This is a genomic window from Tenacibaculum profundi, assembly GCF_057162725.1.
Genome location: NZ_CM169894.1, coordinates 493,618 through 508,164 on the forward strand (window position 1 = coordinate 493,618; position 14,547 = coordinate 508,164).

General features: G+C 29.6%; 16 protein-coding genes and 1 pseudogene. 7 read left to right on the forward strand and 10 right to left on the reverse strand.

The window, feature by feature from the left end; genetic code table 11:
- Positions 1-59: 59 nt before the first annotated feature.
- From AC2GW8_RS01820 to AC2GW8_RS01835, 4 genes are all read right to left on the reverse strand, one after another.
- A complete protein-coding gene (locus tag AC2GW8_RS01820) occupies positions 60-680 on the reverse strand; it encodes an IMPACT family protein (protein ID WP_440881089.1) in 621 nt (206 codons plus the stop codon).
- On the reverse strand, positions 680-1,540 hold the full coding sequence (locus AC2GW8_RS01825; RefSeq protein WP_440881090.1) for an EamA family transporter: 861 nt from the start codon (positions 1,538-1,540) through the stop codon (positions 680-682). Before AC2GW8_RS01825 ends, AC2GW8_RS01820 begins: the two co-directional genes overlap by 1 nt.
- An 87-nt stretch (positions 1,541-1,627) precedes the next feature.
- Positions 1,628-2,665 carry a bifunctional diaminohydroxyphosphoribosylaminopyrimidine deaminase/5-amino-6-(5-phosphoribosylamino)uracil reductase RibD gene (ribD, locus tag AC2GW8_RS01830; RefSeq protein ID WP_440881091.1) on the reverse strand — a complete coding sequence of 346 codons (1,038 nt, stop codon included), beginning with the start codon at positions 2,663-2,665 and terminating at the stop codon, positions 1,628-1,630.
- An 11-nt stretch (positions 2,666-2,676) separates the two neighbouring features.
- Entirely contained in the window at positions 2,677-3,144 is a 468-nt protein-coding gene (locus tag AC2GW8_RS01835; RefSeq protein ID WP_440881092.1) for an LEA type 2 family protein, read from the reverse strand.
- 47 nt (positions 3,145-3,191) lie between these two features.
- Between AC2GW8_RS01835 and AC2GW8_RS01840 the strand changes: the two genes are divergently transcribed.
- Together AC2GW8_RS01840 and prmC are read left to right on the forward strand one after the other, a co-directional pair.
- Entirely contained in the window at positions 3,192-3,686 is a 495-nt protein-coding gene (locus AC2GW8_RS01840) for a GNAT family N-acetyltransferase (protein ID WP_440881093.1), read from the forward strand.
- Positions 3,687-4,535 carry a peptide chain release factor N(5)-glutamine methyltransferase gene (gene prmC, locus AC2GW8_RS01845; RefSeq protein WP_440881094.1) on the forward strand — a complete coding sequence of 283 codons (849 nt, stop codon included), beginning with the start codon at positions 3,687-3,689 and terminating at the stop codon, positions 4,533-4,535. It begins immediately after the preceding gene.
- Between the two features lie 204 nt (positions 4,536-4,739).
- Here the strand turns inward: prmC and AC2GW8_RS01850 are convergent.
- Positions 4,740-5,504, reverse strand: a pseudogene (locus tag AC2GW8_RS01850) (aminotransferase-like domain-containing protein); the annotation flags it as partial.
- 15 nt (positions 5,505-5,519) lie between these two features.
- Positions 5,520-5,942 carry an aminotransferase-like domain-containing protein gene (locus AC2GW8_RS01855; protein ID WP_440881095.1) on the reverse strand — a complete coding sequence of 141 codons (423 nt, stop codon included), beginning with the start codon at positions 5,940-5,942 and terminating at the stop codon, positions 5,520-5,522.
- 199 nt (positions 5,943-6,141) lie between these two features.
- Between AC2GW8_RS01855 and AC2GW8_RS01860 the strand changes: the two genes are divergently transcribed.
- The 3 genes from AC2GW8_RS01860 to AC2GW8_RS01870 all read left to right on the forward strand — a co-directional run bounded on the left by AC2GW8_RS01860 (position 6,142) and on the right by AC2GW8_RS01870 (position 8,654).
- A complete protein-coding gene (locus AC2GW8_RS01860) occupies positions 6,142-6,618 on the forward strand; it encodes an OsmC family protein (protein ID WP_440881096.1) in 477 nt (158 codons plus the stop codon).
- 675 nt (positions 6,619-7,293) lie between these two features.
- Positions 7,294-7,665 carry a PNPOx family protein gene (locus AC2GW8_RS01865; protein ID WP_440881097.1) on the forward strand — a complete coding sequence of 124 codons (372 nt, stop codon included), beginning with the start codon at positions 7,294-7,296 and terminating at the stop codon, positions 7,663-7,665.
- Positions 7,666-7,967: 302 nt separating this feature from the next.
- Positions 7,968-8,654: a hypothetical protein gene (locus AC2GW8_RS01870; protein WP_440881098.1), complete on the forward strand. Its 687-nt coding sequence runs from the start codon at positions 7,968-7,970 to the stop codon at positions 8,652-8,654.
- Between the two features lie 41 nt (positions 8,655-8,695).
- On the opposite strand, the gene AC2GW8_RS01875 is transcribed toward AC2GW8_RS01870, so the two are convergent.
- Positions 8,696-10,024, reverse strand: a complete 1,329-nt coding sequence (locus AC2GW8_RS01875; RefSeq protein WP_440881099.1) for a retropepsin-like aspartic protease — start codon at positions 10,022-10,024, stop codon at positions 8,696-8,698.
- Between the two features lie 157 nt (positions 10,025-10,181).
- Here AC2GW8_RS01875 and AC2GW8_RS01880 point away from each other — a divergent pair, with 157 nt between their 5' ends.
- Positions 10,182-11,375, forward strand: coding sequence for a pyridoxal phosphate-dependent aminotransferase (locus AC2GW8_RS01880; protein WP_440881100.1), 1,194 nt, complete (start codon positions 10,182-10,184; stop codon positions 11,373-11,375).
- A 2-nt stretch (positions 11,376-11,377) separates the two neighbouring features.
- Complete coding sequence (murB, locus tag AC2GW8_RS01885) at positions 11,378-12,385, forward strand: UDP-N-acetylmuramate dehydrogenase (protein ID WP_440881101.1); 1,008 nt, start codon at positions 11,378-11,380, stop codon at positions 12,383-12,385.
- A 148-nt stretch (positions 12,386-12,533) separates the two neighbouring features.
- Here the strand turns inward: murB and AC2GW8_RS01890 are convergent, their stop codons facing one another.
- From AC2GW8_RS01890 to AC2GW8_RS01900, 3 genes are read right to left on the reverse strand one after another with little or no spacing between them, the layout of a single operon-like run.
- A complete protein-coding gene (locus AC2GW8_RS01890; protein WP_440881102.1) occupies positions 12,534-13,184 on the reverse strand; it encodes an SCO family protein in 651 nt (216 codons plus the stop codon).
- Entirely contained in the window at positions 13,177-13,743 is a 567-nt protein-coding gene (locus AC2GW8_RS01895) for a toxin-antitoxin system YwqK family antitoxin (protein WP_440881103.1), read from the reverse strand. The genes AC2GW8_RS01890 and AC2GW8_RS01895 overlap by 8 nt, the downstream gene beginning before the upstream one ends.
- A 3-nt stretch (positions 13,744-13,746) precedes the next feature.
- The gene (locus tag AC2GW8_RS01900; protein ID WP_440881104.1) at positions 13,747-14,517 is read right to left on the reverse strand and encodes a YHYH protein; all 771 of its coding nucleotides are present in this window, start codon (positions 14,515-14,517) and stop codon (positions 13,747-13,749) included.
- Positions 14,518-14,547 lie beyond the last annotated feature (30 nt).

The following is a 14,547-nucleotide window of genomic DNA, read 5'->3' on the forward strand; positions in this document are numbered from 1 at the left end:
TTACGTTAAAATAAATCTTATTAGTTCTATTTAAAGAATAGTATCTAAAATTATCTTATCTAATTAACTTTTTTTATGTCGATTTTAAACATGTTATTAAAAATATCGAAAATCTGTGCTGAATGTTTTTTTCGAACAGCTATTATGAATTTACAGCTAATTTCCATAGTTTGAGTAACAATTATCAAGTTACGTTCTTTGATGATTCTTTGAACTCTATTCATCATTTCATATTCAAACTTTAACTCAAAGCTTACATTGATTGTTTTATCTACAACTTGAGATGCTTCCAATGCCAATTGTGCAGATTTTCTATAAGCACTTATTAAACCTCCTACTCCTAATTTGGTTCCTCCGAAATAGCGCACTGAAACAATTAAAATATTAGTAACTCCAAAAGCTTGAATTTGACCATAAATCGGTTGCCCTGCGGAATTATTAGGCTCTCCATCATCATTTATTCTAAACTGTTTTTTCTCTTCTCCAATTTGCCAGGCATAACAATGGTGTCCAGCCGTAGGATGAACTTTCTTTAGTTCTAAAAGCCTCTCTTTTATATCTTTTTCCGTTTTAACAGGAAAAGCATAACCAAAGAACTTACTATTTCTATCTTTGAAAAGTGTTTCTTCAGAAGGAGCTTTAATTGTCTTATATGTATCGTCTTTTAAATTACTACTCATTACGCGATTGTGACAAGAATAATCCCTATAATAGCAAGAACAACTCCTATTTTATTTTTTAAACTAAAATTTTCCTTAAACATAAGAAGACCTAATAATGTTGAACATAACACTATCCCTACATTATTAATAGTGAATAAAGTAGAGCTCTCAAAATTCTTATTTTGAAGTGCCTTTACTAAAAATACTATTGAATAGTAGTTAGGTATACCTAGAATTAAGCCTGCATATAAACTTTTAAGTTCTAATTTTTCTTTGAAAACAAAATACCTTATTAATAATACTATTGATCCAAATAACGCTGCAAAACCAAATAAGCTCCCAGAAAAAAAATCGACATCGTTTTGAGAAACATAATTGGTCTCTACATATTTTAGAGTCGTGTCAATAACGCCTGATCCTAAAAACAATAGAATAGGAAATAATAAATTTCCCTTTTTATTATTTTCTGTTTCCTTAATTGAAGATAAGTATACGGCTAATAACGCTATGGCAATGCCTGCTATTTTTGATATAGAGGTACTTTCATTATATAAAATTATTCCAAAAGTTACAGGAATCACGACAGACATTTTTCCTGCTATTGATGCTACAGAGACACCATTATATTGAGCTGTTTTAGCCATCACAAAAAAAACAGTTATAAATAATGCCCCTAGCAAAAAAGCTCCTTCTGTCCATGGTTGATTTCCAATAGTTCCGATACTGCTAATAGTATTTGCGGAAAACATTCCTAGAAAAAATGCTACAAAATAATTAATTACAATTGCTTGGAGTGTTTTAACTTTATAAATATCAAAATACTTGAAAATTGCAAAAAGTGATGTGGAAAAGACTATACTTAAAATAATATGTATCATTTTATTATAATTATTTATTTATTTTTTAATTTATATCTTTCAGATTTAGGTAAAAAATCTATTACATATCGAGATAATTACACAGAATTAAATATTTCTATAAATCCGTAAGATATCATTTGACTTTGTTTTTTCTTCTTTTACTTCGCTATTTAAATAAGGTTTTTGTAGTCCTTCTTTAAACTCAATTTCTCCTGTAAATACTCTTGCTTCATCCCATAAATCATGATCAATAAACTGTTGTAATGTTTTTCTTCCTCCTTCTATAATAATAGACTGAATTTTATGTTTATTTAAAATCTTAATAATCTCAATCAATAGATTAGCAGAGAAATCAACAACTTCATAAACAATTTTTTCAGAATTATTATTCATAGATTTTTCGCAAATAACCACTGTCTTTTGGTCTCTAGAAAAAATATTGCTATTTAAAGGCAACGCAAGCTTCTTATCAATTACAAACCTTATGGGGTTATTTCCTTTCCAACTTCTAACACTTAATGATGGATTATCTAATCGTACTGTACTCGTTCCAACTAGAATAGCATGCTCTTGACTTCTCCATTTATGAACTAACTGTTGAGAGTATTGATTTGAAATCCAAACTGGCTTCAATTCATCTTTTGTTTTGGGCGCTATAAAACCATTTTTTGTTTCAGCCCATTTTAAAATTATATAAGGCCTTTGTTTGTTCTGCACCGTAAAAAATCGCTTGTGATGATCAAAGCAATCACTTTCAAGAATCCCTACGGTTACATTACAACCTGCTTTTTCCAGTTTTTTAATTCCTTTGCCTGCAACAAGTGAATTTGTATCAATACAACCAATTACAACATTAGGTATTTTCTTCGCTATAATTAAATCAGCACATGGAGGTGTTTTTCCATAATGAGAACAAGGCTCTAGTGTAACATATATTGTTGAGTTTTCCAATAAAGATAAGTTTCTGACTGAATTAATTGCATTCACCTCTGCATGCGGTCCACCATAAGGAGAAGTAACTCCTTCACCTATAATGCTATCCTCAAAAACGATGACAGCTCCTACACTAGGATTAGGTCTTGTATTACCAATTCCAATTTTAGCTAGTTGTAAACATCGATGCATGTACTTTTCGTGATCCAATTGAAAAATTTTTATAGTATAATTTTAACCTCTTTTTCTTCATCAACATGATAATTTGTTGAAAAATCAAATAATTTATAGATTATATCTCCTTTAAAACGAAGATTTATAGTTTTCTTTAAAAACGAATTTATAATGCCTTCCATTAATTTTCCTTTTTCAACTTTATGAATGTCTGATAAAGGAACAGTAACTCTGAATGGGACCGTAAACTTATCCATAATAGGTACTTTAAAATCTTCCGATTCGACTTTTCCTAATTTTACTTGATTTAAACTCACGTCAATTCCTTTAATAACAAGTTTACCTCCTACAAGGTTTGGATTATTAAATAATGCTTCACCTCCTAAAATAATATGTTTCGATGTTGATCGAATTAGACTTAAATTTTCTATTTTTATAAAAGTTGGAGCCTCATTTATTTTACAACTTGTAAAAATCAAAAAAAATAAAAAACAAGTAATTTTTATACCGTTCATAATTGTATTTTTTTAGGTAATTTGCAACGCAAAAATACTATATTCTTATGACTCCTTCAGATTTTATTATAAGAGAAATAAAGCCGAATGATAATATCGAAATTGCTCAACTAATTAGATCTGTATTAATTGAGTTTGGTGCGCCCAAAACAGGCACTGCTTTTGAAGATAAAGCAACAGATAAAATGTATGAAACCTATTTGAATTTAACAGGACACTATTATGTTATTGAGTATAATGGTAAAATAGTGGGAGGAGCTGGATATGCTAAACTTGAAGGAACAACTAAAAACATTTGCGAACTCCAGAAAATGTATCTATTACCAATTACAAGAGGTAAAGGGCTGGGAAGTTTATTAATTAAACATTGTTTAAATCAAGCAAAAAGAGATGGCTTTGAAAAATGCTATCTGGAAACAATGCCTTTTATGATTGCAGCACAAACACTTTACAAAAAGAATGGTTTCAAAAACTTAGATAATCCCATGGGGAATACAGGACACTATTCATGCAATGTTTGGATGATCAAAGATTTGAAATAAATGACTGTTAAAGAATTAAATTTATTATTCGAAGAAGAACTTTCTTCCATATATCCTAAAAACGAAATAAAAACCTTTTTTTTCATCGTTTTAGAAGAATTCTTAAACTTTCAAAGAATTGATAGTATTCTTCGAGCTAATGATATCATAAATAAGGAAAAACAACCCGTAATTCTATCCATAATAGAAAGATTGAAGCACGAAGAGCCGATACAATATATACTTGGTAAAACTGAATTTTATGGACTTCCTTTTAATGTAAATAACAAAACCCTAATACCAAGACCTGAAACAGAAGAATTAGTTGAATGGATTATTGAAGAGACTAAGAATATTGATACAGAATTAAATATTCTAGATATCGGCACTGGATCGGGATGTATTCCCATAAGTTTAAAAGTGAATATTCCAAAAGCCATCGTTACTACAATTGACGTTTCCAATGATGCCATAACTATTGCAAAACAAAATGCTGTACTTAATAATGTAGAAATTTCTTTTTTAAATATGGATATACTTAATAGTAAAAAACTTCCAGGCAACTATGATATTATTGTTTCTAATCCACCTTATGTAAGAAATCTTGAAAAAGGAGAAATGAAAAACAATGTCTTAAATAACGAACCTCACCTAGCGCTGTTTGTTGAAAACGATAATCCCCTTATTTTTTACGATAAAATATCAAAGCTGGCTTCAGCGTACTTAAAAAAAGAAGGAATGTTATTTTTTGAAATTAATCAATACTTAAGCAAAGAAACTTCTTCTCTAATAAAAAATAATGGTTTTCAAAATATTTCTTTAAAAAAAGACTTATTTGGCAATAATAGAATGATTAAAGCATCCTTTTAATCTACAATATTAAAAGGAGTAACAAAACATCTATTTTATTTGAATAAAAATCTGTTTCAACTTTTCTATTAATTGATGAATTTCTTCTATAGTATAACTAGCAAACCCCATTCGCATGGCGTTATGTTTTTTATCCGCCATATCGTAACGTTTCCAATCTCCCAATGAAAAATTATACTTTACCCCTTCTTTTTTAACCTCCTCTTAGGAAAAGTTTGAATTTAGTTTTACCCAAATAGCCATACCTCCTTTTGGAACATCAAAGGACAAATAATGTGAAAGCTCACTTTTGAGTAAGCTACAGAATAAGTTTCTTCGTTCTTCATATATCTTCAAGATTTTTCTAATATGTCTATCCAAATCTCCAGACTTAATAAATTCTGCAAATGTTAATTCAAGTATTGCATCACCTTGCCTGTCAACATAACCTCTAAATTTAGAAGCTTCTTTCACAAAAGCTTTAGAAGCTATTAAATAACCTATTCGAAAAACTGGAGCTACAGTTTTGCATACAGATCCTATATAAATTACATTTTTTCTATCATCATGACTAGCTAGAGGTAAAATAGGAGCGTGATTGTAGTTAAAATCGTAATCATAATCATCTTCAATAATAGCAAAACGATATTTTCGTGCCAAATTTAAAAGGTGTAGCCTTCGTTCAGCAGATAATGTAACCGTAGTAGTAGGATGATGATGTGAGGTAATATAAACCGCTTTTATAGATGTAGTTTTGCAAATTCTTTCAATTTCGGAAATAACAATTCCCTCAGCATCTACTAATACCTTTTTTAATGTAGCTCGAGTTTGCATAAAAGTGATATGCGCTGAAGAATAATTCGTCATCCCTACAACAACTGTGTCATTTTCCCTGAGTAATAATTGCGCGCTTAGCCAAATCCCCATTTGACTTCCTCTCGTTATTAAGAGATTATTCTTGGTTATTTTTAAGCCTCCTGAAGAATTTAAGTATTCTACTAATACCTATCTTAATCTTTCGTTTTCATAGGTAGAACCATAGGAAATATCTTTAAATATGTTTTTCCGTGCCGAAATACGTCGGTAAATCCTTCCTAGTTCAACGGTTGGAGCCAATCTTGTGTCGGAAACGCCATGATTTATTTTAATACATCCTTCATCATTAACACTTTTCTTTTCTGTTAATAATGGGTCTTTATAAAAAATAAAATCGGATCCTTCAGTAGTACCACGCTCTTCTTTTAAATTAGTAAATTCTTGTTGATTTAAAATGGGAAGATCTTCTTTAACAAAAGTTCTTTTCTTGGACATACTTATCACCCATCCTTGCTCTTCCAATTCTTCATAACATGACACTACTGTTTTTCTATGCACATTTAACAAATCACATAACAACCTAGTTCCTAACAGTTTTGTACCACTAGGCAAACTCCCTTTAGTTATTTAGAATAAACTAGTTTGCTAACTGTAAATATAGAGGTTGATTCGTGTTCTTTTTAAGTATAAACCTAGTTTTATATGGGGACATCTGGACTGCTTAATCTATTAATACTGGGCTAAACAATATTCCTTAAAAATAGTATTTTTGTTAACGAACATGAATTAATAACTAATCTTTTTAAAAAGCATGTCTAAACAACACTATTACAACGCAACTATAAAATGGACTGGAAATAATGGAACAGGTACCTCTGGTTATCGAGATTATGAACGTAGTCATGAAATTATTGTTAAAGAAAAAACAGTAATAAAAGGATCATCAGATCCTAGTTTTAGAGGAGATATAACAAAACACAATCCTGAAGATATGCTCGTTTCCTCTGTTTCCACTTGTCATATGTTATGGTACCTTCATTTATGCTCTGAAGCTGGTGTTGTTGTTATGGAATATTTAGATAACGTAACTGGAACTATGATTGAGACGAATAATGGAGGAGGAAAATTTACGGAAATCATACTACAACCTATGGTAGTTGTTCAAAAATCATCTATGATTGAAAAAGCAAATAATCTGCATCATAAAGCTAATGAGCTCTGTTATATTGCAAACTCCCTCAATTTTCCTGTTAGCCATATTCCAAAAACAAGCTGTTTAGAAAGTTAATGAAGCCTTAAGATTATAAAAATAAGCTATTACAGGTTTTAGACCTTTTGCAATTTGAAGTTAACGTATATACATCTTGTTGTGGTAATTTTGTAAAAAGACCTATTAAACCGAAAAGATATCTAAAAAACAATCCTCTTTCAACAATAAAAGTGTACTTACCAAAAGACCTTGATAAACTTAAAGAAACAATAAATCTTTTCAAAAAGATCAGGCCTAACGAAAGGTAAACAATATTTTTTTTATGTTAGAAATAAAATTAGCCAATCAATGAAATACCGAACTAGTCGCTTTATTAGGTAGAATAACCTACTCTGTGAATCTCATGGTCATTTCATAGAGAATACACAAGACCTATTTGAATAAAATAACGTGACTTCTCTATTGAAAAAATCGTAAAAGACCTCGTAACTAAAAACAACACCTACTTCATGCTTTACAATAATACTTTCCCTGTCGAATTTGCTAAAATAGTTTTAAATAAAAAAATGAACATGTTAACTCAAATAACTGTTGTAGATTGGAAAGAATATATACTGAATGAATTTATTCCTTAAAAACTAGGTCAACAAACCCTAGCCACTATTTTGAATAAAGCTTAAGAACTAAAATTCGACACTATCTGGTTAACAACTTATATTAATAATCATCGAACTGTTAAATTTTATCAAAAAAATGGGTTCTTGCAAGTCTGAAATTATTCTTTTCGTGTTGGAGAAACCGACTATGACAATTTCGATTTTTCAAAATCTTTGTAAATTAAAGAGTATTATAATTCATAAATTAAACAGGGTAAAAAGAGGCACCAAAAGAGCTGTACGCAACCAAGGTGAAATTAATAAAATAATTTATACAGAATTATTTTTTGGTTATGTAAGTTATACCTACGATGGCGTGACCATTAGCACCCCAATAAACTATGAAAGAATTGATTATAAAATTTATTTACATGACTCTAACGGTAACAGAATGTTACAATCATTACTTTTATTAGAAGTAATGAGTATTATCATTATCCATTTGGACGACCTGGTTGTTGCTCCTTAAATATTTAATCATTCGGTAAACTATCGCTCTGTCACAATTTTCAGTAATTCGAAAAAAATAGAGGATAATGAAAAGAAAGAGATTGCCTTAAAATACGTTCTTGATTGTGTGATTCCTGGAAAGTAAGATAGCTTGTCAGATTATCAATGTGGGTTGGAATTTTTCCTATAGTTCAAAAGGAAGTAGACCCAATCTCTGACGTGAAATTAATTCAAAACATTACCATTCCAACGTATGTCATAGAGTACTAACAAAAGCACAAATAATTTGGTATCTTAGCTGTAAAATATTTTTTAGTTAAGATGAAAAAACTATTGAAAATAATAGGGCTTTTACTATTAATTTTAGCAGTTGCTCTGGGTATTTATACGTATAGTAAAAATGAACCAATTCCAGAAGGTGAAGAAGGTAAAAAAGCTGATGAGTTAGCCCAAAAAATGTTGAAGGCTCTAAATTATGACGCTTATAAAACGACTCGCTTTATTGAATGGAGTTTTAGAGGAAAACATTTTTATAAATGGGATAAAGAATTGGATACGGTATCCGTTATGTGGGATGATAAACGCGTTTCTCTGCATACAAAAAATCCTAAAAGTAGTATTGTTTTCGTGAAAAATGAGAAAACAAATGCTCCTGATATACTTCAAAAAGCTATCGATTACTTTAATAACGATAGCTTTTGGTTAGTTGCTCCTTATAAAATTTTTGAACAAGGTATAAAAAGAAATCTCGTTAATTATAAAAACAACAAAGCCTTACTTATAACCTACACCACAGGAGGTTCAACACCAGGAGATTCTTACTTATGGATTCTAGACGAAAAAGGAAAGCCTGTTTCTTTTAAAATGTGGGTATCTATTATACCTGTTGGAGGTATGGAAGCTACATGGAACGACTGGATTACTTGTGAGTCAGGAGTCATACTCCCTTCGAAACATGATCTTTCTATTGGTAGTCTTGACATGGGGAATGTTAAAGGCTTCAATTAGTCAATTTAAAGGCAAAATCAAAAAAAACATCTTTAAAACACTTATATTCTTGGCTTTAGATGAAATCTATATTTCATTTCTCCCCCCCCCTCTCTTTCAACAACAAGAACTATTTTTTTATTAGGTTTTGTATGGAATAGTTCCGAAATAGACTCCAATGTATATTCATATCCAAATTTATTATTGATTTTTTTAATAATATCACCCGATTTAACTCCTGCTAAGTCGGCTGGAGAATCTTTTACAACACTCTGAATCCTAAAGGAAGGTTTAAATCTATATATATAATCACTTGCTAAAGAAACGATTTGTACACCATTACTTTTACTTCCATATTGGTCATACCCACCTCTTTCTTTTTTTTCCCTTACTAAATCTAGTCCATTATATTCTACATGTATGCCACTCATATTGTAATAAAAACCCTTTTTCAATGATCCCGTTTTTTTAAGAATTATTTTTTTATTAGGATAATCTATCCAAACCTTGAATCTTTTCAAAATCCCCCCACCAATACTACCATTTCTTTCTTTGAAATTTCTTGCATTATAAGTAGATAATGTGTCCAGAAAAGATGCTGTAGGTTTTTCTATTACATATTTTCCTATTTTTACTTTGTTAACCCTACTCCTTTTACCATAAATTATACCGCTCAAACCTTCTCCTAAAACATCAGAAAAATACTTTTTTGGTGTAATAATATTTTTATCAGTTCCTTCAAACATCCAAATTGCATCACTCCCGCCAGAATCAATTAGCATCTTAACAGGAATATTTTTATTAACACTATCTGTACTTACATAAATATTTATAAACGGTTTTTTTCTGTAAAATTCAATATCTAAACGCTCACAGGATCTGCATTTTGGAGGTTCATATTTTTTAGGATTGATAAGTGTTAATAGCCTATTCTTATAATTTATTTTTAAAATAATATCCTGTAAAAGGTCATAACCAATAATACCATGTATAGTTGTCCCCATTTTAGAAGATAAATTAAAAGTGTCATTGAGTATAACAAAAATATTCTGATTAAATCCCAAAATCTTATCTGTTCTAATTTCATTTCCTTTGGAATGGATTGCCTCAACAGGTTGTCCTGCTCCTAATCCCCGTATAAGAATTTTTTGAGTATTTTTTAATTCTAGGCTATCTCTTTGATTAAGGTTAAAAAGAATTGTTTTTCTAACACCTGTATCCAAAATAAATGAGAGATTCTTGCCATTAACTTGAAGAGGGAAGACAATTAAGTTATTAATCAATCGAAATTCAATAACCTCTTTTTCAGAGTTATTGATAAAATTAAATTGAGAACTGGCATTAGATACTGTAGCTAATATCAATATCAATAGAATTATTTTTTTATTCAAAAGTCTATAATTTAAGGATCTAATAAAGATACGATGATATTTTAAGATAATTTTAGTATGGTTCTTGTTTTGTCTTCTATTTTTTTTAAATAAAACACTATACCATTATCGAATTATTTTTGCAAATTTGCCTTTTAAACAACTAATTTTTTGAAAAATGCCATCTATTTCTAATAAAGGAAACGCAATGCCTCAATCACCTATAAGAAAACTAGTTCCTTATGCAGAGGCAGCAAAAAAAAATGGTACTAAAGTTTACCATTTAAACATTGGGCAACCGGATATCAAAACACCACAGGTAGCGCTTGATGCTGTAAAAAACAACTCTATTGAAGTCTTATCGTATGCTAGATCAGAAGGATCTGATACCTACAGAGCTAAATTGGCTAATTATTATAAAAAGAATGGAATTAATGTCAATGCAAATAATATTGTAGCTACTACAGGAGGGTCAGAAGCACTGCTATTTACTATTGGAAGCATTACAGATCCAGGTGATGAAATTATAATTCCTGAGCCTTTTTATGCTAATTATAACGGTTTTTCAACAGCTTCTGGAGTTACAGTAGTTCCTGTAATTTCTAAAATTGAAAATAATTTTGCATTACCTGCAATTGAAGATTTTGAAAAGTTAATTACAGCAAAAACAAAGGCTATCTTAATTTGTAACCCTGGAAATCCTACAGGCTATTTATACAGTAAAGAAGAACTTGAAAAGCTAAAGGAAATTGTATTAAAGCATGATTTGTTTTTAATCGCTGATGAAGTTTATCGCGAATTCACATACGATGGTGAAAAACACAACTCTGTGATGTCTATGGATGAATTGGACAAATATACAATCATGATTGACTCTGTATCTAAAAGATACAGCATGTGTGGAGCTCGAATAGGTTGTATTGTTTCAAAAAATAATGAATTTATTAATACTGCACTTAAATTTGCTCAAGCTCGTTTAAGCCCTCCAACCTATGCTTTATTGGCTAGTGAAGCAGCTCTAGACACTCCTGAAACATATTTTAAAGAGGTAATTGAAGAATATCAAGATAGAAGAAATATTTTAATTTCAGAATTACAAAAAATTGAAGGAGTTCGAGTGGCGTCTCCAAAAGGAGCTTTTTATTGTATTGTTGAATTACCTGTTGATAATACAGAGGACTTCGCTCAGTGGATTTTAGAAAATTTTAATCACAATAACGAAACTTTAATGGTAGCTCCTGCTGGAGGGTTTTATTCAACAAAGGGCGAAGGATTAAATCAAGTTCGCATTGCTTATGTTTTGAACAAAGAAGACTTAAAACGATGTGCAACAATATTAAGAGTTGCTCTTGAAAAATATAAGAATCAGTAAGTTTGGAAATACAAAAAAATATATCTCTTAAAAATTTTAATACGTTTGGTGTTCATGTGAATGCCAAACGTTTTATTTCAGTTAAATCATTATATCAGTTAAAAGAAATCTTAAAATTCGAAAAAGATATTTTTCTGATTAGTGGAGGCAGCAACATTCTTTTAACAAGGGATATTGATCAGCTTGTTGTTCATATAAACATAAAAGGACTTTCAATTGATAAAGAAAATAGTGATTTTGTTTATGTAACTGTTAATGCTGGTGAAAATTGGCATGATTTTGTATTATGGTGTATTTCTCAAAACTATGGAGGGGTTGAAAACCTTTCTTTAATCCCTGGAAATGTAGGGACATCACCAATTCAAAATATTGGTGCTTACGGATCTGAGGTTAAAGATGTTATAACTAATGTAACTGCCCTGGAAATAAGTACAAGTAAATTACATTCTTTTTCTAATGAAAGCTGTAAATTTGGGTATAGAAATTCTATTTTCAAAAACGAAAAAAAAGGAAAGTTTATCATTACTTCCGTAACTTTCAAGCTAAGTAAAAAAAAACATAGACTTAATACCCAATACGGTATTATTGAACAAGAATTAAACTACAGAAAAATAAAAGAACCTACAATTAAAGATATTTCAGATGTTATAATTAGCATACGAAAATCAAAGCTACCTGATCCTAGAAAAATCGGAAATAGTGGAAGCTTCTTTAAAAATCCAATCATTTCTTCAGATCAGTTTTATAAACTTCAAAAAAAACACCCAAATATTCCTTTTTTTGATATATCAAAAACACAGATAAAAATTCCTGCTGGATGGCTAATTGAGCAAATTGGTTTTAAAGGTAAAAGAATCGATAATTATGGAGTTCATGAAAAACAAGCGTTAGTATTAGTTAATTATGATAATGCCCTTGGAAAAGACATTTACAATCTAGCGATTACTATACAAAAAAAGATATTAGATACCTTTTCGATAAAATTAGAAATTGAGGTAAATATTATATAGATTACTTCTATAAATTTCTAAATTTAAATTGATTTAATAATATTTACTTATCTTTTAAGAGACTAAATATTGTTTTTTAATATGTACTACTTTGAATCCTAACAACTTGTATGATTTTTTGATCAGTGAGAAAATTCAGCTTGATAAATTATTTCTCTTTTTTCAAAATATCTATATGCTTAATAAGTCTTTGCATTTCAAAAGCTAACGTTCCATTATATACACCACGAATTCTTTTCTTTTTATCTACCAAAACAAATTTTTCTGTATGTAAGAACGTATTTTCACCACCACGCATCATAAAATTTTCATCTACAAAATATCCTTTTCTCGCTATTTCATATATATGGTCTTTTTTACCAGTAACTAAGTTCCATTTATAATTAATAACATTATTTTCTTCTGCATATTTTTTAAGTACGGAAACTGAATCGTGAAAAGGAGTTACTGAGTGCGAAATTAATAAAACTTCATCATCATTTATAAATTTTTTCTGGAGAACCTGCATATTTTTAGTTAACTTCGGGCAAATTCCAGCACATTTTGTAAAAAAAAAGTTAGCTATATAAATTTTATTATTATATGTTTTTTCCGTAATTAACTTGTTTTCTTGGTTGAAAAACTTAAATTCCGGTACTTTATGAATACTTTTATATTCATAACTTTCTTTAGAAATCCATTTCGGAGTCATCTCTGCTGAATTAAAAAAAGGTAACTTCGTTGTTTCTATTTTTTTGGTTCTTTGACAACTAAATACAACGATAAAAACGATAAAAATCTGTTTCTTAAGTCTATTCATTTATCTTATTTCTTGTGTAACATTCTTTTCTACCAATCATTCCATACCGCTGTCCATCTTTTACAGAATAATTTGCTTTTATTTCTCCATTAAATCCCCAAGACCTTTGACACCCATCTTCCTTACCATTCACAAAATTAAAAATACTTGCCTTTTGACCGTTGAAATACCATTCTTTTACTTTCCCATTGTAAATACCTGAAGCATTAAAATGATACTCAAATTTCTGAAGTCCATTTCTCCACCATCCTCTATGAATACCTGTTTTAACGCCTTTTGTATAAAATCTTTCTTCTGCCACTGTATTATTTTCATACTTGACAATTTCTTTGCCGTTTTTTTTACCTCTACAATACTTTGTAATAGTATACGTCAAATTCACTGAATCATATCTATTTAGCTTCCCTGAATACTTTTTTTTATTTAGAAATAGGAATCCATTTTTAATTACAAAATTATCTCTTGAATATTCATAAATCAAATTATTTTTATTTTCAATATTATGGAAAATAAGGAAGCAAGATATCAATACAACTAAAATTAAATTATGTACTCTCATTGTTTATTCTGTAACACTTCCTGGGGTTCCATAAAAGCCATTCCCATTCAAATACGGAGGCTCTGTAGTAATATTATAATGATAGATTCCTTCGGGAAAATCATCTGTAGCTGAAATATGGCCATGATATATATCTAAATCTTCATTAGTGATAGTTGTTTCTCCTTCTAGAGGCCCATATACAGGAAAGCCATCTAATAATAACCCCAGAAAAGCAGACTTCCCATATCGTTTGGTTAAGTATAAAGGTTCTATATGATAATGATATTGACCAAAATTTTGTGGATGTCCTTGGTATTGATCAAAAGAATTAATTTCATTAGTTAATGGTTGATTGTTAGGTCCTGCATATTGATTGTAAAAAACAACTCCATTAATTGATATCCCGATAGGTCCCAATAAAGTAGCTTGCTTATCTTTAGCCTCTTTGGGGTTTAATGGTATTTTCAATGTTATATTTTGTCGTTGTATAACATTTGGATTTTGATCCCAATTAGGATTTGTTCCATTATAATCCTCATACATAGGGCTGTTTTTATCCCAATAAGGGCTTTTATGATCTGGTAAATTATCGGTAGTGAAAATCACAAACTCTCCATCAATTTCATAACTTAGTCCTTCTACGTTATCAAATTTTGATAATATGGATCTTATATCATATATAGTTGGGTTAATATTCTCTGAACCTTCATTTATTGTTGAATTTTTATCTGTACTACAAGCTAAAAAAAATGTTAAAACAATAAAACTGAAAATGAATTTATAGTTTTTCATATTCCAAAGAGTAATAAGTTTTTAAAAAAT